Source organism: Corallincola luteus (assembly GCF_004336975.1).
Taxonomy (GTDB): Bacteria; Pseudomonadota; Gammaproteobacteria; order Enterobacterales; family Neiellaceae; genus Corallincola; species Corallincola holothuriorum.
Window position 1 is genome coordinate 115,485 of the sequence record NZ_SJXE01000011.1, and the last position, 21,567, is coordinate 137,051.

At 48.4% G+C, this 21,567-nt stretch carries 21 protein-coding genes; 4 read left to right on the forward strand and 17 right to left on the reverse strand.

The window, feature by feature from the left end; genetic code table 11:
- Positions 1–5: 5 nt before the first annotated feature.
- The 5 genes from EZV61_RS17190 to EZV61_RS17210 all read right to left on the reverse strand — a co-directional run bounded on the left by EZV61_RS17190 (position 6) and on the right by EZV61_RS17210 (position 6,219).
- Entirely contained in the window at positions 6–1,088 is a 1,083-nt protein-coding gene (locus EZV61_RS17190) for an ATP-binding protein (RefSeq protein ID WP_131417190.1), read from the reverse strand.
- Positions 1,081–2,607, reverse strand: a complete 1,527-nt coding sequence (locus EZV61_RS17195; RefSeq protein WP_131417192.1) for a DUF5691 domain-containing protein — start codon at positions 2,605–2,607, stop codon at positions 1,081–1,083. The genes EZV61_RS17190 and EZV61_RS17195 overlap by 8 nt, the downstream gene beginning before the upstream one ends.
- Positions 2,608–2,619: 12 nt before the next feature.
- Positions 2,620–3,942, reverse strand: coding sequence for an SWIM zinc finger family protein (locus EZV61_RS17200; RefSeq protein ID WP_131417194.1), 1,323 nt, complete (start codon positions 3,940–3,942; stop codon positions 2,620–2,622).
- Positions 3,943–4,178: 236 nt separating this feature from the next.
- Positions 4,179–5,147 carry a 3'(2'),5'-bisphosphate nucleotidase CysQ family protein gene (locus tag EZV61_RS17205; protein WP_131417196.1) on the reverse strand — a complete coding sequence of 323 codons (969 nt, stop codon included), beginning with the start codon at positions 5,145–5,147 and terminating at the stop codon, positions 4,179–4,181.
- Positions 5,140–6,219 (reverse strand): phosphotransferase, encoded by a 1,080-nt coding sequence (locus EZV61_RS17210; RefSeq protein WP_131417198.1) that lies wholly within the window; start codon positions 6,217–6,219, stop codon positions 5,140–5,142. Before EZV61_RS17210 ends, EZV61_RS17205 begins: the two co-directional genes overlap by 8 nt.
- 305 nt (positions 6,220–6,524) lie before the next feature.
- Here EZV61_RS17210 and EZV61_RS17215 point away from each other — a divergent pair, with 305 nt between their 5' ends.
- Both EZV61_RS17215 and EZV61_RS17220 read left to right on the forward strand, forming a co-directional pair.
- Complete coding sequence (locus EZV61_RS17215; RefSeq protein WP_267897005.1) at positions 6,525–7,781, forward strand: TAXI family TRAP transporter solute-binding subunit; 1,257 nt, start codon at positions 6,525–6,527, stop codon at positions 7,779–7,781.
- Between the two features lie 4 nt (positions 7,782–7,785).
- Positions 7,786–8,955, forward strand: coding sequence for a cache domain-containing protein (locus EZV61_RS17220; RefSeq protein ID WP_165569651.1), 1,170 nt, complete (start codon positions 7,786–7,788; stop codon positions 8,953–8,955).
- 31 nt (positions 8,956–8,986) lie between these two features.
- Here the strand turns inward: EZV61_RS17220 and radD are convergent, their stop codons facing one another.
- Positions 8,987–10,711 (reverse strand): DNA repair helicase RadD, encoded by a 1,725-nt coding sequence (gene radD / locus EZV61_RS17225; RefSeq protein ID WP_131417202.1) that lies wholly within the window; start codon positions 10,709–10,711, stop codon positions 8,987–8,989.
- Positions 10,712–11,087: 376 nt separating this feature from the next.
- Here radD and EZV61_RS17230 point away from each other — a divergent pair, with 376 nt between their 5' ends.
- Entirely contained in the window at positions 11,088–11,630 is a 543-nt protein-coding gene (locus tag EZV61_RS17230) for a PEP-CTERM sorting domain-containing protein (protein WP_165569652.1), read from the forward strand.
- A 61-nt stretch (positions 11,631–11,691) separates the two neighbouring features.
- Here the strand turns inward: EZV61_RS17230 and EZV61_RS17235 are convergent, their stop codons facing one another.
- The 4 genes from EZV61_RS17235 to EZV61_RS17250 are packed head-to-tail and all read right to left on the reverse strand — an operon-like array spanning position 11,692 to position 13,265.
- Positions 11,692–12,138 carry a PaaI family thioesterase gene (locus tag EZV61_RS17235; RefSeq protein WP_131417206.1) on the reverse strand — a complete coding sequence of 149 codons (447 nt, stop codon included), beginning with the start codon at positions 12,136–12,138 and terminating at the stop codon, positions 11,692–11,694.
- The gene (locus EZV61_RS17240; RefSeq protein WP_131417208.1) at positions 12,131–12,370 is read right to left on the reverse strand and encodes a hypothetical protein; all 240 of its coding nucleotides are present in this window, start codon (positions 12,368–12,370) and stop codon (positions 12,131–12,133) included. The genes EZV61_RS17235 and EZV61_RS17240 overlap by 8 nt, the downstream gene beginning before the upstream one ends.
- Positions 12,355–12,972 (reverse strand): NifB/NifX family molybdenum-iron cluster-binding protein, encoded by a 618-nt coding sequence (locus tag EZV61_RS17245; RefSeq protein WP_131417210.1) that lies wholly within the window; start codon positions 12,970–12,972, stop codon positions 12,355–12,357. The genes EZV61_RS17240 and EZV61_RS17245 overlap by 16 nt, the downstream gene beginning before the upstream one ends.
- Positions 12,973–12,980: 8 nt before the next feature.
- On the reverse strand, positions 12,981–13,265 hold the full coding sequence (locus EZV61_RS17250) for a DUF134 domain-containing protein (protein ID WP_114338861.1): 285 nt from the start codon (positions 13,263–13,265) through the stop codon (positions 12,981–12,983).
- A 255-nt stretch (positions 13,266–13,520) separates the two neighbouring features.
- On the opposite strand from EZV61_RS17250, the gene ppx reads away from it, so the two are divergent.
- Positions 13,521–15,041: an exopolyphosphatase gene (gene ppx, locus EZV61_RS17255; RefSeq protein WP_131417212.1), complete on the forward strand. Its 1,521-nt coding sequence runs from the start codon at positions 13,521–13,523 to the stop codon at positions 15,039–15,041.
- 68 nt (positions 15,042–15,109) lie between these two features.
- Here the strand turns inward: ppx and EZV61_RS19670 are convergent, their stop codons facing one another.
- From EZV61_RS19670 to EZV61_RS17290, 7 genes are all read right to left on the reverse strand, one after another.
- Positions 15,110–15,667 (reverse strand): type II secretion system protein, encoded by a 558-nt coding sequence (locus EZV61_RS19670; protein WP_131417214.1) that lies wholly within the window; start codon positions 15,665–15,667, stop codon positions 15,110–15,112.
- 126 nt (positions 15,668–15,793) lie between these two features.
- Complete coding sequence (locus EZV61_RS17265) at positions 15,794–16,993, reverse strand: DcaP family trimeric outer membrane transporter (RefSeq protein WP_114338858.1); 1,200 nt, start codon at positions 16,991–16,993, stop codon at positions 15,794–15,796.
- Between the two features lie 112 nt (positions 16,994–17,105).
- A complete protein-coding gene (gene acs, locus EZV61_RS17270; RefSeq protein ID WP_114338857.1) occupies positions 17,106–19,001 on the reverse strand; it encodes an acetate--CoA ligase in 1,896 nt (631 codons plus the stop codon).
- 334 nt (positions 19,002–19,335) lie between these two features.
- The gene (locus tag EZV61_RS17275; RefSeq protein WP_131417216.1) at positions 19,336–19,620 is read right to left on the reverse strand and encodes a DUF3861 domain-containing protein; all 285 of its coding nucleotides are present in this window, start codon (positions 19,618–19,620) and stop codon (positions 19,336–19,338) included.
- Positions 19,621–19,895: 275 nt separating this feature from the next.
- Complete coding sequence (locus EZV61_RS17280; protein WP_240695232.1) at positions 19,896–20,438, reverse strand: GNAT family N-acetyltransferase; 543 nt, start codon at positions 20,436–20,438, stop codon at positions 19,896–19,898.
- Positions 20,422–20,904 (reverse strand): hypothetical protein, encoded by a 483-nt coding sequence (locus EZV61_RS17285; RefSeq protein ID WP_114338855.1) that lies wholly within the window; start codon positions 20,902–20,904, stop codon positions 20,422–20,424. The genes EZV61_RS17280 and EZV61_RS17285 overlap by 17 nt, the downstream gene beginning before the upstream one ends.
- A gap of 166 nt (positions 20,905–21,070) precedes the next feature.
- Positions 21,071–21,535, reverse strand: coding sequence for a hypothetical protein (locus EZV61_RS17290; protein WP_131417218.1), 465 nt, complete (start codon positions 21,533–21,535; stop codon positions 21,071–21,073).
- Positions 21,536–21,567: the final 32 nt, after the last annotated feature.

The window sequence follows — 21,567 nt, forward strand, 5'->3', positions numbered from 1 at the left end:
ATCCGTTACACCAACGCTCGGCAAGCTTGATATAAATCGCCCCAGCCTGCACGCTCCTTAATAACGGTCTCTAGGTACTCTTTCCAAACAACGGGGTCTTGTACCGGATCTTTAATCACGGCGCCCGTCAGACCGGAAGCTATATCCGCGGCATCCAACGTGCCCTCACCAAAGTGATAAGAGAGGCTGATCCCAGCATTCATTACTGAAATCGCTTCTGCGGTACTCAGGGTGCCACTGGGGATCTTAAGCCGAGATTTCTGATCTATCGTCATACCACTACGTAATTCGCGGAAAATAGTCACCACACGCTCAATCTCTTTTGCGGCATGCATTTCTTTCGGCAGATCAAGGGCACTCCCCAAATCATTAACCCGCTTTCCAACAATCTCGATCTCTTTGTCGATGGTGGCGGGGGTTGGCAAAATCACCGTATTAAAGCGGCGTTGTAATGCACTGGAAAGCTCATTGACCCCTTTGTCACGGTTGTTCGCGGTTGCGATCACGTTGAAACCTTTCACCGCAGCAATTTCAGAGTTGAGCTCAGGTACAGGCAAGTGCTTCTCAGATAAAATCGTAATTAAAGTATCTTGCACATCAGAAGGAATACGGGTCAGCTCTTCGATACGGGCTATTTTTCCCCGCTGCATGGCATCAATCATCGGGCTTTCAACCAGCGCTTCACGACTCGGCCCTTTGGCCAGCAGTTGTGCATAGTTCCAACCGTAGCGGATCGCTTCTTCACTGGTGCCAGCCGTCCCTTGGATCACTCGAGTAGAATCGCCACTGATGGCAGCAGTAATATGCTCTGAGACATAAGATTTAGCGGTCCCCGGAACCCCGTAAAGCAACAGCGCACGGTCTGTGGTCAGCGTTGAAATAGCCACTTCCATCAACCGAGGATCACCAATATATTTCGGTGTGATCTCAAATTTATTAGGTAATACCCCTCCCATCAGGTAAGTACGAACTGCCCAAGGTGACAACTCCCAATTCTCTGGGCGAGGCTTATTATCCACCTCTTTCAGTGCACTAAATTCAGCGGCAAATTGTTGTTCGGCATGCTGCCGTAATACTTGTTCAGTCATTATCTAATCCTTCATGAAACTCTTTTCTAAGCGCGTAATTTTGCAGCAAGGCATCGAAGTACGAATGGTCGCTTTGATTATTTATTTGAGTGATTTGAGCAGAAATACGATCGTAATCTGCCAGCGCCAGTTTCTGCGCAAGCTCAGCCAGCGCAGCCTCATCATCCGGAGGAAGCCAACCCATGACCGGCAGTGCCTTCGCAAGGTATTGGATGACAACGTCGGCAAATTCAGTATCCAGTGACGGCAATCGCGCCAACCAATTAATCCGTATATAGCCGGTTTGATCTTTCTTACCTGCCGCCACTTTTAATGCCTGGATAACAGGGTCTCTATGGCTGACAAAGTCCAATTTCATCAACCAGGGAGAAAGCCACACCATCACTTCATCTGTATGGGCCAGCGATTTCAGGCGCAACGAAAAATAGGGTAAACAAAGATGCAATAGTGCCGCTTGCTCTAACGCCTGCAGCAGTAATTTTTTCTCATGACTTTTGCTAACAACAGCTAGCAACTTGCTGATATCCAGCTCAAGCTGTTCCACCAATTGCAACGGATTAACCAAGCTCAGCAAGCTATAAACCCAACCAGATTTATCACCAACCCTGTCGCCATCGGGCAAATACTCCAGCGCTTCAGGTATTCCCATTTTTTTCCAGCAAGGTTCAAATTGCTGCGGCAGTTCGATATCGATCTGGCCTTTGTTCAACAAAGCCCGTTTGTAAGTGATGTGCTGGTCAACAAATGCGGCTAATTGTTGGGTTATAGCAGGCTCACCGAGTACGGCACGATAACCGGTCGCTAAGAAGCGCACCCCACGGCTACGATCTTTTTCGCAACCAACGAGCCATTCACTGAGTTCAGGACGGATATGGCCGGTTATCGTTTCGAGTAAACGCAATCGTTCTTTTGCCGATTCATTAGACCAGATCCCGAGAAACTCTTGCCATCCGGCATCAAAATCGCCATCTAACCGATGCAACATCTGAAAAGCACGTAATTGACCACGGGATTCAGTCCACTTATGCGGCTCAATCACCGTGTTAAATAGTGCTTGCCATTGCGGCATCTGCTTGGCCAGCCAAAGCCCACGCTGGCCGCACACATGGCTGATAAAAGGGGTTAATTCGGGATGCTCTTCCGCCAGTTCAAACACTGCAGGTATCGTTTGTCGCTGGATAAGTTGCTGTTTTTCAGCCAGTAGCGAAAGTAGTTCTTCAAGCAACCTAAGTCGCTGTTCTCTGATCAGACGTTCAATCACACGATTACAACCGGTAGAACAATAGGTGAGCGTTTCTTGTTCCGCTTTATCACCTAATTCAAGCCCTATGGCATTCGTGGCTGGGCGTCCGGTCAAGTTGTACCAATGCACCAAGGCTAAGTTATTTAACAGCTGTGTATCTGGCTCGGCATTCGCCCATTGCTGTTGCGCCGCACTCAAAGACTCTGGCAGTGAGATATCAACCTGACGAGAGGCACCTAAAATGGTTTGCCTAACCAGTTGGCTCCATCCATTCATGGTTATTGCTCCTTAACTATCGCGCGTTATATCAAGCGCAATCACATTGCCTTGGGCATAAATACTCAACGGATATAGCTGCTGGCCATCCCAGTCAGCAAACAAAGTAACGCTATGTCCACCACTCAGCACTAACAAGCGTGCAATATCGATATTTTTGGCGCTGGCACTGAGTGCTCTGCCTGGATCGTCATCCATCACAAAGTACAGTCTTTCCTGTTGGTAAACAGGAATGACATTGCATAGCACAACGGGGCGCAACCCTAGCCAAGGGTTTAATGACATCAGCTCGGTATAACGGGATAATCCTTTATCGCCCGACGGTTTAAAATCTTCAGCACATTGGCTTGTTTGGTATGTCCCCACACAACACCGTAACGGCGTGGCAGAGGGGTAATAATGGATAGCACCATTGAGTACATTGCCGACAAACCAGTCATTAGCCAATTTTGCCCGTTGTGTGTCGTGGGCATATTGTATCGACTTGGCAAACTCCCCCCTTTGTAGCCCATATAACCAGCAACTCTGCTGGATCAAACCGTTCTCTTCTGATTGACGCTTGGCGATAACTAACCATTCATCTTCAACCGCAGGCTGGTGGCGCACTTCCGCTTCCGGCAGAGAGATACCAAGTAGGCTTTTAATGTCAGCACTTAATGCTGAGAGTGATTCCTGCTTTTGGCAGGCCTGTAAAAACAGGTGAAGTTTGGCCAGCTCAGCGGTGGTCTCAGCCATGGCATCACCGCCGGCAACAATATGACTAATTCGATTCAGCCAGGTCGCTAATCCCGGCGCTTGTGCATCAACCATTCGGGCAGCCAGTTGATCCCAATAGCGGTAAGGTTTGTTAGGTAGTTCGGCGATCCCTGTTCTAATGAGATCCTGTAACCAGAGAGACAACTCAGTCACCCCAGCGAGGATCTTATCATCACGCTTAAGCTGGCGCTTTTTTTGGGCTTCAGGGTCTGCTTTCGCTTGTTGACTGGCTTTGGCTTCAGCTTTATCTGCACGCTTATCGCGACCATCAAGCCACTCCTGCACCCAGTCAGGAGAAAGGCCACCATCGGTAAATGCACTGCTGTTATCAACAAACAGTAAAAACAATGCCAAGCCATGCTTACAGGGGAATTTACGACTGGGACAGGAACATTTGAATGCGTGACCGTCGCGGTCAATACGAGTTAAATAGGGCTTTTTACCGCTCCCTTTGCACTCTCCCCAGATTGCCCGTTCATTTTGAGCTAATAATTGCCACTTAGACAGGCTTTCAAGCTTGGCTGCAGCCTTCACTGACGCGGTATCGGGGGCCAATGCAAGCACTTGCTCTCTATCCATGAGTAACCTTCAAATCTATAATACCACCACATAAGAAGTCTGTTAGCACAACAGAAACCCCTTAACTTCGTCAACGCCCATAGTGCGATAAAAATAGCGTCGGTACTAGCCTGATATTGCTCCTATTCGTAATGGCATTGTATTTTTTACAAAACAATAAGTATTCCAGTAGTGACTAATCTCACTCAAACTAGCGCATGTTTTACACAGATCTAATACCGGAATAATCTGTTCGACTACAGTCTATTTGCTAACGCCATGATCATCTCGGCAATGCGGCTATCAGTCGCATACAGCACACCACGATGATTCATAAAGTTAGAATCTCGTCGATTAAGATCCAGCGGCGCACCATGAATATCACTAACCCAGCCATCTGCGGCGCTTGTAATAGCGGCGGTGGCGGCAAAATCCCACAAACTACCGCCGCCGGGATAGGTCTTCGGTAGTTTAAAATAGCAAGCGGACGGATGTTCCAGCACCTGTATCGCGTTCATCACAGCACCGGCATCATCGGCTATGTTTATCGCCGAGTATCCTAATGACTGAACCTGTTGCTCAAACCGAGACATTAGTATTTTGAAATTAGCTTGCTGAACAAAGCTACGGTCAAAAAAACAGCTCAATATGGGTTGGCTATGATCTTGCTCAGTCGCCGGAAACAGGTTGTGAACCTGGCTGCCACCAATGCCCTTGGGTTGCCAAGGCAAGCCATTCTTATAGAGCAGATGCTCACTGCCGCACACAACCCCTTGATATAAACTATTACTGGACGGATGCGCCACCACACCCAGTAACGGCTGGCCTAGCTTAGATACCAAAGCAATAGAAACGGCATAACCAGCGCCACCTTCAATAAAAGGCAAAGTGCCATCCAGCGGATCAATACACCAGAAGTAATCCTTGGTTAATCTGGGGTGCTGAGCGTGACCATACTCATCGGCACTTTCTTCGCCAAGCAAAGCAATCTGCCATTGCTCGCAGCTCGGCTGTAAGTGCTGTTTAATCAGCTGTTCACACGCAATATCCACCTGCGTCACCACTTGTGAAGCCAAGCTGTCACCGCCAACCTTGTCCTGTACTTGCAGCGCTGAACGGTCAAAACTCTGAATATAGCGGGCGGCAGCGGTGGCGGCTTTACTGGCATAAACCAGCAATAGTTTTAGCTCCTGTATCGACAATTCAGCGTTAGCTTGCTCAGTCATGATCGACCTTATTATCCGACGCCACGATGGGATTCACACCAGTCGGCTCTGCTGCGACTTGATCTAACGCTAGCAATGCTTGCTCGGTGATGCTTCGGCTGTAGTCATTTATCTTCCAATGGTCTGGGCACCAGCCCTGAACAAAGCGCTGAAAATCAGCCCAGGTGATCGCAAACATAAAGCGCCACTCCTGCTCCAGCGCTGGCCAATCAACAACGGCTGTCTTGCCCTGTCGCTGCAACGCTTCGAATAAAAAACGGAAATAGGTATCCAACAACGGTTCTTGCCATTCTTCACATAACGCTGGCGGCACCGCACTACTAATGAATAGCATCAGATCCTTGATACCAGGGCCTTGACCGACATATTGAAAATCAACTGCGGCAGCTCGTTTACCATCCGCCGAGAAGCAGAAATTCGCCAGTTTGGCATCACCATGGATCAGTGTCTGATAGCGACACTGTTTTATCGCTCTATCAAGCGCTGGCGCGGCTTGCTGGAGGCGTAGGTCAGTCATCGCCGCTAACTCATCAGGCCGTGTATCTAAATGCCAATAACCGCCGACCGGCCACAAGCCATCTGCAGCTTGGTCAAGAAAACGAGCATGAAAATTGGCCAGCCAATAGATGCAGGCCTCTATCTGCAGGACATTAGGCGCTTCAACCAATTCAGGGAAGTCGATGGCGAGATCTTCCAACACCAATAGCATTTCGTCTGCACGGCGTTCGACGAATAAACAGCGGGGTACTCTGCATGCTGGCAAACATGAATCAGCATAAGTCTGGTACCAATGCTGCTCCACATCGTAGGAGCGCATTTTGCGTTGAAACGAGAGGTCGCTATTCCAACCTCGGGGATGGTCTACCGGCGCACGAAAGAGGATATGCTTAACAACAACGGAGCTAAACTGGGGAATATTGGTATTGTCGCTCATGCTGTCAACATGCACCAATGAGACCCTAAATAGCTCCCCTAATCCGCCCCATAAACTTTGAATAGGGGTAACCTCTGCCAGTCGTTCGGCTCCCGTTATTTGCAGTATTTTGTCCCGGACAATAGCTGAAATAGCCATGAAAGCATGTCAATAATGAGTAGTTTTCCGCAGTCTACACCAACGTCTAAACAGGAGGACAAGGTTTATTCACGGCTGCTATAAGTTTCATAATTGTTTTAAGCGCTATGTCTCAATAGATCATCCTCTACGCGACATATATTAACCGTTACGAGTAATCCAGCAGCCATTGATAAGCGATGTTTAACAAGCCAAAGCAGTCACTTTGTATCGTGCTATCATGCTGAAATAAGCACCAATAACCACGGCTAAATAGTCGCCAATATTAACCGCACTACCTAGGAGATAGAGCCATTCGCACACGTCTGTTTATTTTGGGCCTAATTTGGCTGGCACTAATAAGCGCCACAGTGCTCTGGTTCATATCAACGCAAGAAACACGGCTGACAATCGCTGCAGGACCACGCCACAGCGAATCGTTTGAGCTGGCCTCTGCCATTGCTAAAGTCTATAACCAGCAGAATGAGCTCTCCCAAATAGATGTTTTTGAGACTGGCGGTTCGTCAGACAACATCCGCTTATTGCAAGCCGGTCACGTTGACTTCGCAACCACGCAAGCGGATGCACAGGTCAATGAAAAGAGTACCGCAGTGGCCTCTTTATTTGTTGATGCCTATCAGCTCATCGTTAACGATGCTTCCAACATAAATAGCTTCAACGAATTACAGGGCAAGTTTGTGGTGACGGCACCACTAATCAGCGGCCAACACGATTCGTTCTGGTTTGTGGCCGACCATTATGGCCTCACGCAAGATGATTTAACGGCTTTGCCTATGTCAGAAGAAGCCGCTAATTTCGCCATGGTAATGGGACAAGTTGACGCCGCTTATCGAGTGCGAGCGCCAGGCAACCGAGCCATCCGTGCGCTGGTGAGAAATCAGCAAATGCATATTGTACCAATCGAGCATGCTGAAGCGCTGTCTCTACGACACTCCTCTTTAAGCGCTGGCGTTGTGCCTGCCGGCGCGTATCGGGGATCGCCTCCCGTACCGGAACGAGATCTACCAACAGCCGTGTTGGATCGAGTTTTACTGGCTCACAAAGACCTCGACTATGAGGTGGTCAATGAACTCACAGCGCTGTTATTTGAACATCATTCTGAGTTAGCAGCGCACAGTAAATTAGCCGGGTTTATTAGACCTATTACTGATGACTCTGATATTCCTATCCCGCTACATCCCGGTGCTCAAGGCTATTACGATCGCGAAAAACCAGGATTTCTACAAAAGAACACTCGCATGCTGGCGTCGTTTATTTACGTAGGCGCTTTTGTTTCATCATTGGGACTAGCGCTCCGCTCACGGGTCATGCGCCGACGAAAAGTACGGGTTAGTGAATACACACTGCAGCTGATGAATATCGCGGAACAAGCGCAACAAACACAAGAAAATGCTCAGCTCCATGAGCTTAAAGATGAACTGGTCAAAATCCTCAACACCGTAGTCACTGATCTCTCGAAAGACAAAGTGACCCAAGAGGAGTTTGAACATTTCAGCTTTACCTGGCAGGCGGTGAACACACTGGTTCGAGATCGTTTAGCCTTCGCGAATGGGATGGAGTAGCAACATGGTACGGAAATTATCACTACGACTTTGGCTAATCACCGCTCTCATTCTGGCGCTGCTGTTTATCAGCAGTGGCATTTTTATTACCCACCTCCTCACCAATCGCCAATTAGATGAATCAGCGCAACGACTGCAACTGATCAACAGCCTGCGCAAGCAGGCTCTGCTGACCTATTTCGAAACCGCCAGTACCGAGCTAACCTTCTGGAGTTTGAACCCCAAATTGGTCAGTAAGCAAGCTGAACTCAACGCCCTGTGGGATAATTATGCGGCGACACAGGGAGACCCAGGCGCTAGGTTGCGCGAAGTGTATGTCGAAAAAAATCCGCACCCGAAAGGTCAATACCGAGAGCTGGTTGATACCGGCATTAAAAACTCCCGTTACAACGAGATACATGTAGAGCTTCATCCTATGGCTCGCCGCTTTGTGACTGAACGCGGTTATTACGATGCGTTATTGATCACCCCAAATGGAAATACACTTTACAGTGTCGAAAAAGAGGCCGATTTTGGTGCGGCGTTGCTGGATGATTCATGGCGAGATACCTTACTGTCCACCACTTTTCAGCGAGCGATGGCAACACCTGGCAAAGTAATTATCAGTGACATTGCCCACTACCAACCGAGTGGCGATGCGCCTACGATATTTATTGCACGTACGATGAGTAACAAAAACGATCAGGTTTTGGGAGTACTGGTATTTCAGCTACCCACAGATGAATTACGCCAGATCATGCATTTTAAAGCGGGAATGGGCGAGTCAGGTGAAACCTATTTAGTTGGTCAAGACTATCTCATGCGCAGCGACTCTCGTTTTGAAAGCTCCTCTACCGTTCTCCAAAAACAGGTAGAAACACCGGCCATTGAGAATGCTTTGGCAGGTAATGCCGGGGTTATGCATATACCAGACTATCGCGGCATACCGGTTTTATCTGCCTATGACTATATCGACTTTGACACTTTTCGCTGGGCTATTGTGGCCGAAATTGATCGAGCGGAAGCGCTCAATAAAGTCAGCGGCATTCATGCCTCGTTGGCAGGTTTGATGGCTCTGTTCTATGTCTTAGCGCTAGGCTCAGTTTGGCTAATTCGTGGTGATGACATTGAATCACAAGAGGCGCTATCGCTAATGCTTGATACAGATAACAATGAGCCTGAACAGCCTATCTAAGTCAGCCACCCCCAAATAGTTGTGGCCCTTATCAGTGAGCTTGATGAGCTTTGCGATAAGGCCCTTGATAATTAAAAATACGGTGCTCGATTTTCCAGAATTTTTTCTGCTGACGGGCGATCACAAAATCAGGGGCGACCAGATCAGCAATTTGATCGACCACCTCTACCGCCGCGGCCAACGGCTGCGGTTTAGCGGTCACCCTACGACAAAACAGCTCATTGAACTTTTTCCGCTGCCCAGCGCTAGCAAAATCAAAGCGCTCTTTTAATTCTACGCCATCCTCATCGTGATAAATCAGTGTCAGCAACTCGCCATCCGCCTGAGCGGATATTCCCGCACAACGCAGCACTTTGCGATCTTTCAACTGCAATGCCTGCCGTAGCAAATTATCCGCATCAATCAGCTGCGCGCCGCAATCATGGCACTGTCGCGCCGCAATATCATTTTGTGCATTGCACTGCGGGCACTCTTTATATTGATAACGAAAACCACACTGGATCTGTTGCTCTGTATCGGCAGGATCATTCACCAAGCCCTGACAACGACGGCCATAATGCTCAATCACATCACCATCAGCATCCTTTAGTCCCCAAAACAGATTGCCATAACCACACTCCGGGCACAGCACCTGCACCAGTTCACTGTTTGGGTTTGGCCGCGGAATGCCGATTTCCGGCTGATGCAGGTCATAATTATTACCTGCATAGTCAATCACCAAACAATCATCTTTGCCGTCATAAAGGCGTAGGCCACGACCAACGATCTGCTGATACAAACTCACCGACGCGGTACGGCGCAAAATGGCAATCAAATCCACATGGGGCGCATCAAAACCGGTCGTCAGTACCGCAACATTGATCAAAAATTTCAGCTGCTGCTGTTTAAACTGTTCAATCAGCAGGTCGCGCTGTTTACCCGGTGTGGCACCAGTAATCACTGCTGTTTCAGCATTAGGAAGATAACGGGAAATTTCCAGCGCATGATTAACACTGGCGGCAAATACCATCACACCTCGACGCTGCTCAGCCAACACCAACAACTGCTCACAGATCGCCTTGGTAACTCGCGGGCAACGAGCCAGAAACAGATCCAATTCGGCTTCCGTGTACTCTTTGGGCAACTCATCAAACTGGTAGCGTGCTGCGGGCGCATCGATTACGGTTGGCGGTGTCAGGTAACCCCGTGAGATCAAGTGGCGCAATGGCAGTTCATAGACACATTTCTTAAACGGCACAGATTGGTCTGTACGCACATAACCGTGGTGGTGTTGCTGATAGATCCAGCCTTTGTCTAAACGATAGGGGGTGGCGGTTAGGCCCAGCACTTTTAGCTGCGGATTTTGCTGACGCAGATGACTAATCACCTGCTGATATTGGCTTTCGCTCTCTTCGCTGATGCGATGGCACTCATCAACGATTAACAGTGAATAGTAACCGCTGAACTGCTGCAGATTACGGCTCAGCGACTGCACACTGGCGAAGGTCACAGCATGTTGGCTTTCTTTGCGCCCAAGGCCCGCCGAAAAGATCCCGCCATCAAAGCCATAGGCCTGGAACTTTGCGTGATTCTGCTCCACCAGTTCTTTCACATGGGCCAGCACCAAAATAGGAAACCGTGCCAGCCTCGCCAACTCGGCGATAACGATACTTTTCCCCGCGCCGGTAGGCAGAACAATGACCGCCGCGTCATCGGTTTTGCGGAAGTGCGTCAACACCGCATCAACGGCAGCCTGTTGGTAGTCACGTAGTTGCATAAACCGTTAACTCCCATTGCATTCTAGGCATCATCAATACGCCAACGGTGTTCTTATCGATTGGGTGCAAATGTACTGCCAGACACTTCATATCACAACGTTTTCGCAGTCAATCGCAAACAAGGGATTTTAGTGCATCAGATCTAAGTTGGTCATAGCTACTATTAGAAATGCAATTAATAGACTAAAAGCACTCTCCACCACGCAAATTGAACAACAAACAACCAGATTGTTGTCTGAAAAATTTACAAAAACAAAAACGGTGCTTTCGCAACCCATTGATTAGATTGATGTGGAACAGTTTTTGCTTATTTAATCAGCATTAAAACCAGCTTTTATCGACATATTGTCATTAACATCAAAAAAGGAAGTAATGATGCGCAGTTTATTGACTCGCTTTATCGCTGTTTTCGCCCTAGTTGCAGCAACCAACACCGCCCAAGCCGCGTTGCTTGATTATACATTCACGTTTGAAAATGCACTCAACGGCGGTGGCACTGTCACGGGTATCGTTCGTGGCCTGACTGAAGGTACCAGTGCTGCCAGCAGTGTTGAAGTTTTTAGTAATACCGCAGGCTTTGGGGTTGGTGAATATGTAGGCAGCCCAGTAGCAAATTTCTGGACCGTCGCCGGTGGCATAATTACTGATTTTGAGTTTGTATCATTTGGTGTCGTTAACTCAGCACCAGCAGTAACCGACTCAACATTACTATTCAGGTCCGCTGAGCTAAATGGTACATTTTTCCGGGCAGGGCTAAGTGATGCTCCTAACTCAGTAACCTCAGGTAGTGCCTTAGTAAGTACTGAAGACATTTCTTTAAGCTTCGCTCCAGCGTCAGCCGCTGTTCCTGCGCCAGCACCGATTGCTCTGCTTGGTTTAGCATTAGTTGGCTTGGTGCTTCGTCGCCGCGCGAGTTAATCACTAACGACACCTTCAATAAGAGCCGTTTTCGCCTCAAGCGTAAACGGCTTTTTTTCGTCTAAATTTCCGCTACAGTGACAAATTTCGCAGCAGCGGTTGCGTAGATAGCAGATGAGTCAGCCAGCTCAGCATTAAGCCAGAACACGGCTCTGCGCTGTTTAACCAGCGCCGCTGAAACACGCAGTTGTAAACCGACGGCCACGGGCCGCACAAACTTCACGTTCAGCTCTGCCGTCAGTGCTTTTACCCCGTGATGAAACAGACAGTGGGTCATTGCAGCATCCAACAGCGTGGAGATCACGCCACCATGCATGATCCCCGAATAGCCTTGCCACGCTGCAGTGATCCGACAATCTGCAACAACGCTCGATGCTGGCGTGGTAGAGAACCGCAAACCGAGTGTCAGCGGGTTCATTTGTGGATCACCGCAAGCAATACACTGCTGGTGAGAAGCGGCTAACGACTGATAGTTGGCCGCCGCAACCGCTGGCACTAACTCAGACATCCGTCGGCTCACTTATCTGATAAAGATGATCACTGCAGCGCTGCTGGCAGCCACAGAGGGCGTTACTCGATACAGCACCACGCCCAGCTGACGCGATATCACTTTGCTCAACACCAGCTAACGGGCGTTGCTTGATGCTCGCCAAACGCCACCAAAGTAGCGCCATGCTGGCACCGACGATAGCCAGACTCAGTAACATCTGAGGTAGCCAACGGATCAAGAATGGCAGCATTTGCCAGCCCCTTTGTTCCGCCCTCCTTTGCAGCCTTTGCCATCACCATGCCCGTGGCTATGATCCTGACGATGCTCATGACTGTGGCCATGACCACATCCTTTGCCCTTCCCTTTGCCTTGGTGATGCCCGTGGCTACCACAACCGCACTGCTCGGCCTCCGCGTTTTCCTGACAACAGGCTTCTGTTGTTACGTCCTGTTCATCGTGCTTATGGCCGCAGCACTGATGCCCCTCTTTATTTTTGCCATGGGCATTTATCGAAGGACGCCCTTGGGAAAAATGAGTTAGTGGCGTTAATGGGCTATTCCGTTTAACCACTTCAGATAGATCAACGCGCCCACTGCTTAAATGAAATACGGAGAAAGATAACGACAACAAACGTTGCAACATCTTCTCACCGATATTGCGCACCACGAGTCGCTCAACACGATATTCAGCCAGCATCTGCAGCAGCTTAGCTTTGCCCTGGCAGTTAGCTCTCAGGGCTGGATTTTGTTTGCTGCCGATCGCTTTGCCCTCTTCGTTGAAAAAGACAAAACTGGTGGCCTTACTAAAATGAGAAGCAACAGTGTCACTATCCATAGGTATTGCGGTAATCATAAGTACTCCTAATCATCACTAGCTTGCATCATTAGCGCTTTACCCTGAGTCAGACAATCCACCACTTTGAAACGAGCAGATTTAAGAATATTGGCCAGAGTTTGGCGCGATACTTCCATCTGCACCGCAGCTTGCTGTTGCTGCATCCCTTCCAGATCCACTAAACGTAGCGCTTCATATTCATCAGACGCGAGAGTGATCTGTTCCAGCTGTGCCATAGGCACACCGTTTGGCTTAAAGCAGCTGTTAGCGGGGTAACCGCATACGGCACGAGGAATTCTGGGTCTAGGCATAACGCCTCCTAAATAGCATATGCCATTTATAGCGCAGTATTTGGCATATGCCAAATACTTATTTCTCTCTGATAAAGGAAAATAGCACTGAGCACCGCGACTGATGACCAACAGCACCAGCACCAGCACCAGCACCAGCAATTATTAAGCGAATAACCAAGGCGATAACCACAGTGATCGACTATTGTCTTTCCAATATGAGGGTGAGATCTCCATCCATAGAACCGAATTTAAAAGCAGAGCGAAAAGCAGATAATGAATGATGAAACAGAGCCAGCGCCGATCGCCGCCATTGACTTAGGCTCCAACAGTTTTCACCTATTGATCGGGCGTTTTATTAGCGGCCACTTTCAGATCCTTGGCAAAGAGAAGGTACGCGTGCAGCTTGCACAAGGCTTGGATGATAATGACCAGTTAAGTGATGAGGCGATCGTTCGAGGGCTAGATACGCTCAAACAGTTTAGCGAGCGGCTCAAAGATATCGCTGCGGATGATATTCGTATCGTCGCCACCTATACGCTGCGCAAAGCACGCAATCGACGAGAGTTTCTCCGCCAGGCACGCGCTCTGCTGCCCTGCCCCATAGAAGTTATCTCAGGCTCAGAAGAAGCGCGCCTGATCTATCAAGGCGTGGCACATACCCAACCGGGTAAAGAGCATCGGCTGGTCGTTGACATAGGCGGAGGCAGTACCGAATGCATTATTGGTCAAGGCTTTGCTCCATTAAAGCTCAATAGTCTGGATGTTGGCTGTGTCACCTTTAGCGAGCGATTTTTCGATGCCAGCAAGATCACCAACAAACAGTTCAAACAAGCAGAATTCGCCGCAGGCAGACTTATCGCCCCCATCGCCAGCAGCTACAAGAAAGTATCCTGGAAGCAGGCTTTGGGTTGTTCCGGCACGATTAAAGCGATCGCCTATTGTCTGGAAGTCATGACGTTAGACAGCGCAAACATCTCTGATGCAAGCCTGCAGAAACTAAAACAAAAGTTTTGTGACGATGGCAAGGTGGATCTAAAGACGTTTACAGAAATAGCCAGCGAACGAGCCAATGTACTGCCCAGTGGCCTGGCGATCCTGATCGCACTGTTTCACGAGCTTAGCATTGACTCCATGCAGTTTTCTGAAGCCGCCCTGCGCGAAGGCTTAGTCTATGAGATGGAAGAGCGAATGCGCCATCACGACATTCGTGAGCGTACGGCAATGAGTCTAATAGAGCGCTATCAAGTAGACCAAGCACAAGCCGTGCGCGTGCAAACAACCGCTGTCACCCTCTATCAAGCACTAAAGAGCGATTGGCAACTGAATGGGAAAAAGCTCAAGCCGCTGCTTAACTGGGCGGCTCTGCTGCATGAGATAGGCATCTCTATTCACTTTAAAGGCTTCCACCGTCACGGTGCTTATATTTTGGAACACACCGAGCTACCCGGATTTAATGCCGAAGAGCAGCAGTTACTCGCTAACCTAGTGTTAAAACACAGGAAAAAGCTCTCGGATGAGCTGCCAATGTTTACCCTATTTGAACAAGACGATGTGCTTAAGCTGGTGCTCATTTTGCGGCTATCCACGCTGCTTCATCTGCATCGTAGCGACGACCTATCCACACCGCAGATCCACGCCAAGGATGACACTTTGTATCTAAGCTTTGATGGCCTTTGGCTAACGGAACATCCGTTGTTAGAAGAGCGCTTAGAACAGGAGGTTAAAGAGTGGCTAAAACTAGATAAAAAACTCGTAATAGAGGCTATGCCAACAGACACCATCGATGGTGTTTAACGGGCTATATTCAATTCGAAAATCGGTTGCAGAGAGCCGCTACAATGAACTCTCGCTACGAGTCGCCGCTAACAGCCAGCAGTAATTAATTGGTATTGCGGCAGTGCACCATCTGATGCCACCTGAGTGTATTGGAAGTAACAGTTATCATCACGTACGTCATTGTTGCTATCCAGATCAAAGCCGAGATAAGAGTTAGCAGAGCCCGGCAAATTGGCACCGGAGCCGTTCTTACAAGTGCCCTGACACATCAATAATAATTCATCAGAAAAATCGACCATCTCGGCGAGATCTTCATTATCCAGGTAGCGCCAGATCAAGCGCAGATCGTAACTACCGTCGCCATTAATATCGACATCCGTAATGCGCCCATCAGAAGATGAATCCACCGAACCAAAGCTAGGCATCTTGGACTTAAAATTCACGAAATCGTTGGCAGTTTCGGTTGCCACTTTCACCTGACGCAGCACTTCGATACGTGCGTCGGTAGAGAAATTGATAAATTTAGGCAGTGCCACCACAGCGAGTACGCCGAGGATAATGATCACCACGACCAACTCTATCAAAGTAAAGCCTTTAGCTGCTTGCCTTGCTATAACAGCGCTCTGGGTAGTTCTGTACTTCATGACACATAGTCTAAATTAAACAATATAAGAAAACGTGAATACGGCTCAAAAATTGGCCTAAGAAAAAGCGATACGAAGCACAGGGCTTGGTATCGCTTTGATACAACTAAGAGATAGTTAGCTCATTTAGAGCGCGTACTTAGCGCCAAATTGCAGACGGGTCATGTCACCCTTATCACCGGATTCCAGTTCACGCTCGGCGTACATCAGCTCTAGGCCAAAGGTGAGTTTTGGCACAGGTGAGTACATCAAGTTAGCATGGGCGCTATATGACGACTTATTCGCGTACATGCCGGTATTGTCCTCATCGTTGTCTGCCGAGATGGCACCACCGTAGAAATTGGAGCGCCACTGATCGTTCCACCAATGACGGTAGGAGACAAAACCTGCAACACTGTCAATCGCCTCCAGATTGCCACTATCATCAATCGAACCACCGTTGATAAAGTTCAAACCCACATAGCGTCCTAACCCAGCGCCGCCGGTCAGCATGAAACGAATATCATCCTTACCCAATGGCACTTTACCGGCAAACGAGAGCCCATAGCTGACATCAGTATCGTCTTGCCCGTCAGTATCGTATTTCAATTGGCGAACTAAACCAGACAGCGAGTAACTGCCGTAATCGGTGCTCATGTTATAACGCACGATAGCGTCAGGCAGCATGCTATCGTCGCTATCAATTCGACCGCCACCTGGTTGATCTGAGCCACCAGCATAAGGTGTATAGGTGGTTTCTGGGTTTTCCAACGAGAACTGCCAGTTATCCATGGTGTAACGCACCATCGCTTGACGGGCGAACACGGTACTCTCTGACACCCCTAAGAAATCAACCGCTTCCGGCAGTACCGCCGTATTTTGGAAGGTGGTCCAAGTCTGACCAAATAACCAATTATCATAGGTGAAAAATGCGTGACGTATACGTGGCTCATAGCTGCTGGAAACCCGCTCGTTACCGCCAGGCGTCGCCATGAAGTCCATCTCCAGGAAGGTCTTAATGGTGTGCTCATCTACTTTAGTCGCAGTACTGAAATTAAAGCGGGTGGTTCTGGCATGTGCGTCCATGGTGGTGTCACCGTCATCACAACCATTTGGATCAGTACAAACAGGAATAGTCGACGCCACATAAAACTGACGACCAATATTGTTTGACGACAACTTGCCGTCGCTATAATCACTCCAGAACGAATCCAGTTTGATGTAACCACCAAATGAAAACTCAGTTTGGTCCAGCGCATCACCGAGCGTTTGCAGCTTGACTGCCGCGCTGGCAGAGCCACTTAACAAGGCAATTGCCACCGCTGTGGCTAGAGACGAATTTTTCATTATATGCTCCTTTCTATTTCGTCATATTGCTGGCTGGACCACCTGTTCAACCAGCATGTAAGTGCTTCTTTTCTTATAATAAAAAGCCGTGGTCATCGCCCACGGCTGAAACTCACTCTTCCAAGGTGCTCAAGTCACCCTCATCCTGCCCCAGCGCCCGCGCCCTTAAAACACGACGCATGATCTTGCCTGAACGGGTTTTGGGTAGCGCCTCAACAAAGCTCACCTCTTCCGGCATGGCTATTCGGCCAATCTCAGAAGCGACATGCTCCTTTAACTCTTGCGCAAGCGGCTTGTCTGCCGTCACGCCCTCTTTCAAGATCACATAGGTATGGATCACATTACCTTTGATCTCATGGGGTAAACCGATAGCTGCGGCCTCAGAAACACTGTGATGACTGACCAACGCACTCTCGATTTCCGCCGTACCCAAGCGATAGCCTGATACCTTAATCACCTCATCCATGCGGCCGATGATCCAGAGATAGCCATCCTCATCGACCTTGGCGGAGTCCCCTGCTTTGTAGTAATCCTTATCGCCGTAATCGCCCCAATACAGTTCGGCGTAACGGGCATCATCCTTATAGATGGTGCGCGCCATCCCCGGCCACGGGTTCTTAATCACTAGCTTGCCCTCTTCCCCAGCAGGTACCTCGTTACCCTCATCATCAACAATCCCAATCTCATTGCCGAAGAAAGGCTTAGTGGCCGATCCGGGTTTCAGTGGCGTGATCGGCAGCGGGCAGATCATCGCGCCACCGGTTTCAGTCTGCCACCAGGTATCAATGATCGGGCAACGGCCGCCACCAATTACCTCGTGGTACCAACGCCACGCTTCCGGGTTAATCGGCTCACCCACCGAGCCCAATAAACGCAAACTGGACAAGTCATGACGCTGCGGCCAGCGGTCACCAAAGCGCATCAGTCCACGCAGTGCCGTTGGTGATGTGTAGAGAATATTGATGCCGTATTTCTCCACCATCTGCCACCAGCGATTCGGGTAGGGGTAGTTCGGCGCCCCCTCATACATCATCACCGTGGCGCCATTAATCAATGGCGCATACACGATATAGCTATGGCCAGTGATCCACCCGGGATCAGCCGCACACCAGTAGCGATCACCAGGCTTGATATCAAACATCATCCGGTGTGTTGTCGCCGTATAAACGGCATACCCACCATGGGTATGTAACATCCCTTTTGGTTTGCCCGTGGTGCCAGAGGTATAGAGAATAAACAGCGGATCTTCGGCATCCATCGGCTCAGTCGGACACTTGGGCGACGCAATCGGCAAACTTTGCAAATCGTGGTACCAAAAATCCCGCTCCGACTCCATCTCGGCGTCAATACCGTTATTACGTACCGTGATACACACTTCGATTGTCGGCGAACGCTTCATCGCTTCATTGGCGATCGCTTTTAGATCAATCGGTTTACCTCGACGGAAACCACCATCAGCAGTGATCAGCACCCGGCTCTCTGCGTCTTCGATCCGCGCCGCCAGCGCTTCATAACTAAAACCGCCATACACCACTGAATGCGCCGCACCTATCTTGGCGCAAGCCAGCATGGCAAAAACCAATTCAGGGATCTGCGGCATGTAGATAGTGACGATATCGCCCTTCTGCACCCCCATGCTTTTCAGCACGTTGGCAAACTGGCTCACTTCACGGTTCAACGCATAGTAAGAAAAAGAACGAACTTGCCCCGCTTCGCTCTCCCAAATAATCGCCAGTTTATTCCGCGTTTCACCCGTCAAGTGACGGTCGATGGCGTTATCAACAATGTTGATTTCGCCACCTGTAAACCATTTGTAAAAAGGTTTGTTACTATTATCTAACACCTTGTCCCACGGCTTGATCCAACGCAATGTTTCAGCCTGCTCAGCCCAGAAGGCTTCGCGGTTTTCAATCGAGTACTGATACAGCTCGTCGTAGTTCTTAACGAGCGCGTTGTCGAGGATCTCTTGGCTGGGGTGTACCAGCGCCATATTCTGCTTATCTGCCATACCCGGCTCCCTGTGTTAATTCGGAGTTATCGCGTTGATAGCAACAAAAGTTAGGCGTGCAGCAAGGATTGCGGTATTGGACTTTGGTCGTAGTAGGCAGGAATAGAGGATTAGACTTTAGTCGAACGCCCCCCTAATTCAGCTCGGTTTTAGTGTGGAATGTTGATAACAACGTAAGTCAGAGAGCACAAAAAAGCAGTGTTCCATCAGTGTAGGCTGGCATGACTTCTACCTGCTTTTGGTCACCAGATCGTTCGCCTTTGCTGCAGTAATATTCAGCAAGCTATTTTAGCGCAACAGCATAGCTAAGTGGCTCAATTGGCAAACAGCGCTGTTATGTTTTTTTCAGCTCTTTCATAAAGTGATTAAGGTGAGGCCGGAACTGTTTGAACAGTTCATTTTTACTATTTTTTAGCATCACCTCGCCAAATAGCTTTAATCCGACCGCAAATGCCGTGGCATCTGTTTCATCAAGGGCCATTTTGCCCTTCATCACTTCAACGATATTCAAAATATCGTCGTGATTTCTTGCCTCAAAGGTTAACGGGCTTAACGCAAGCGAGTTACCTTGCTTGTCTTCTATGTGCTCAATGGTGAAACGGTATAAATGGCCTTTCATCATTCTCTCCCAGCAGCGGTCGCTGATAGCACGTTGGCCTAATCACTCAACGACCAAACGCCAACAAGCTTGCGCTATCTTTCGAGTCGTCTAATTAGACTAGCCTAATTTTCAGGGGCGAACGTCATACCGAGCACTTACGCCCAATAGCCAAACATCTATACAAAACAGCTAAGCAACTAAGTAAGATAAACGGCCAAAATAACATTCAGGCCGCGTTCACCTGCTATTCCTACGCGCCCGGCTTTAAATAGATAGCTTGATGACTTAGCTCGTTATGAGACAACTTTGCCAAGCAGGTGCGCATTGTAAAAACGACGGTTCTTGTAGACAGCTTTTTGAAGATAGCCCTCTGCAGTAAACCCTGATTTCTTAAGTACTGCCAGTGACGCGGCATTCCCCTCAAACACCATTGCCTGTAAACGAACGATATCAGTAGTTTCGCTGACTTCGCGAGCCAACAGATTCAGTGCCTCAGTAGCAAAGCCTTGCCCCCAAAAGGGCTTAGCCAGCCAATAACCAACTTCAGCTGACTTACTGAACTCAGCTTGTTTTCGACGTGCGCCAATACAGCCAGCCAGAACACCATTAACTTCAATGGCCCGAACAAAGTCAGCTTTGCAGCCTTCGCAAATCCACCACTTCGCATCAGCATCTGTGTATGGCTGAGGAATGACAGTGCTGAGGTATTTCACTACGTCATCGCAGTTTAGGTACTCGACAAGCAGTTCTAGATCCTGATTTTCGAAATGACGTAATTTCAACATCGCCTTACCTAATAACGCCTGTGCATGTTCGATCTTAACTGCACCAATCAACGGAGACTTTACGCGCCTTATCAGAATCAACGGGGCCAGCGTTGAAACCGCACTCGTTACTGCCACACATGTAGCCAAACATTCCAATGACTTCACCATACTCAGTGGTTGCTGCAACACTTTGATTGTTAATGAAATAGAGTTTGGTTTCGTTATTTCCGCTCGGTACGGCTAACGGGATAGGGATAATAAATACAAAAGCACCTACACCAGACCAGTTATATCCATCATGGTATGACAGGACAGTGCATTTTCCTTCGGTGTAGCTATCATCAGGATTACCCCACAACTCAATGAGTTGCTCTTGGGTGTACGCTTGTTTACGTGCACCAAAATCAAATTTGTTACGTTCAGAGGAGACCGTAAAGTCTTCTTTCTTATTTTCGAAAGTTCCATAACTTCCAACCGCTAACCCTACGCAACCACTTAAATGCAATACAAATAACAGAATAAAAACTACACGCATGATATTCCCTAAAATTTAACACCTAAACCACAGATAATAGCCTGCGGCTCGCCTTGCCGTGGCACCTGTACCCGCGAGGAGAAAAGTGAAGAGTTAGTCGCTGGTATTTTTATGACTGTACACTAAAAAGACCAATGAATTAAATAGATAAGATTGGCCATCAAAACTACTTTTTTCTGGCTTTTTTTGCTGCATTAAGGCAATTGTCTAATGTTGCGCAATTAAATCCATAGAACGCAACATTGTGTACGCAATCGTTCATGCAGGATCCACCACTATATTTCTTATATTCCGAACTCAATTCATTACATATATAGCTGATGGTATCTATATTTAGGTAGGATTCAGAGCTTAGAAAGACCATCACGCCTTCAAAAGGTGAGTAGTTTATTGATAAAGATGTATTTGGCGACACCTCATCTTTGAGGTTTGTTATTATTTCTCTTTTTATTACAGCGTAATATGCCAAATCAAATAATATCGCATTTCTTTTCTCCCGAGTTAGCCCTCTCGCATTAACCATAGTTAATGTCATTAAAAATGCTGTGTCTCTCTTCTTTTCGGATGAACCATAGTCAACAATTTTCAAGCATTCTTCAAACTTAGATATGTATGTATCTATTAACTCCATTTAAAAACCCTTAATATCAATATGCGAAAAAA

What these genes read in the sequence shown, in the direction of transcription:
- EZV61_RS17265 (WP_114338858.1), bottom strand. Translation starts at nt 16,993, where the DNA reads ATGAAAAATTCGTCTCTAGCCACAGCGGTGGCAATTGCCTTGTTAAGT.
- EZV61_RS17190 (WP_131417190.1), bottom strand. Translation starts at nt 1,088, where the DNA reads ATGACTGAACAAGTATTACGGCAGCATGCCGAACAACAATTTGCCGCT.
- EZV61_RS17235 (WP_131417206.1), bottom strand. Translation starts at nt 12,138, where the DNA reads ATGTCTGAGTTAGTGCCAGCGGTTGCGGCGGCCAACTATCAGTCGTTA.
- EZV61_RS19670 (WP_131417214.1), bottom strand. Translation starts at nt 15,667, where the DNA reads ATGAAGTACAGAACTACCCAGAGCGCTGTTATAGCAAGGCAAGCAGCT.
- EZV61_RS17200 (WP_131417194.1), bottom strand. Translation starts at nt 3,942, where the DNA reads ATGGATAGAGAGCAAGTGCTTGCATTGGCCCCCGATACCGCGTCAGTG.
- EZV61_RS17240 (WP_131417208.1), bottom strand. Translation starts at nt 12,370, where the DNA reads ATGCTGCCATTCTTGATCCGTTGGCTACCTCAGATGTTACTGAGTCTG.
- EZV61_RS17230 (WP_165569652.1), top strand. Translation starts at nt 11,088, where the DNA reads ATGCGCAGTTTATTGACTCGCTTTATCGCTGTTTTCGCCCTAGTTGCA.
- EZV61_RS17285 (WP_114338855.1), bottom strand. Translation starts at nt 20,904, where the DNA reads ATGCGTGTAGTTTTTATTCTGTTATTTGTATTGCATTTAAGTGGTTGC.
- EZV61_RS17275 (WP_131417216.1), bottom strand. Translation starts at nt 19,620, where the DNA reads ATGAAAGGCCATTTATACCGTTTCACCATTGAGCACATAGAAGACAAG.
- EZV61_RS17210 (WP_131417198.1), bottom strand. Translation starts at nt 6,219, where the DNA reads ATGGCTATTTCAGCTATTGTCCGGGACAAAATACTGCAAATAACGGGA.
- EZV61_RS17195 (WP_131417192.1), bottom strand. Translation starts at nt 2,607, where the DNA reads ATGAATGGATGGAGCCAACTGGTTAGGCAAACCATTTTAGGTGCCTCT.
- EZV61_RS17250 (WP_114338861.1), bottom strand. Translation starts at nt 13,265, where the DNA reads ATGCCTAGACCCAGAATTCCTCGTGCCGTATGCGGTTACCCCGCTAAC.
- acs (WP_114338857.1), bottom strand. Translation starts at nt 19,001, where the DNA reads ATGGCAGATAAGCAGAATATGGCGCTGGTACACCCCAGCCAAGAGATC.
- EZV61_RS17205 (WP_131417196.1), bottom strand. Translation starts at nt 5,147, where the DNA reads ATGACTGAGCAAGCTAACGCTGAATTGTCGATACAGGAGCTAAAACTA.
- EZV61_RS17220 (WP_165569651.1), top strand. Translation starts at nt 7,786, where the DNA reads ATGGTACGGAAATTATCACTACGACTTTGGCTAATCACCGCTCTCATT.
- EZV61_RS17245 (WP_131417210.1), bottom strand. Translation starts at nt 12,972, where the DNA reads ATGATTACCGCAATACCTATGGATAGTGACACTGTTGCTTCTCATTTT.
- ppx (WP_131417212.1), top strand. Translation starts at nt 13,521, where the DNA reads ATGAATGATGAAACAGAGCCAGCGCCGATCGCCGCCATTGACTTAGGC.
- EZV61_RS17290 (WP_131417218.1), bottom strand. Translation starts at nt 21,535, where the DNA reads ATGGAGTTAATAGATACATACATATCTAAGTTTGAAGAATGCTTGAAA.
- radD (WP_131417202.1), bottom strand. Translation starts at nt 10,711, where the DNA reads ATGCAACTACGTGACTACCAACAGGCTGCCGTTGATGCGGTGTTGACG.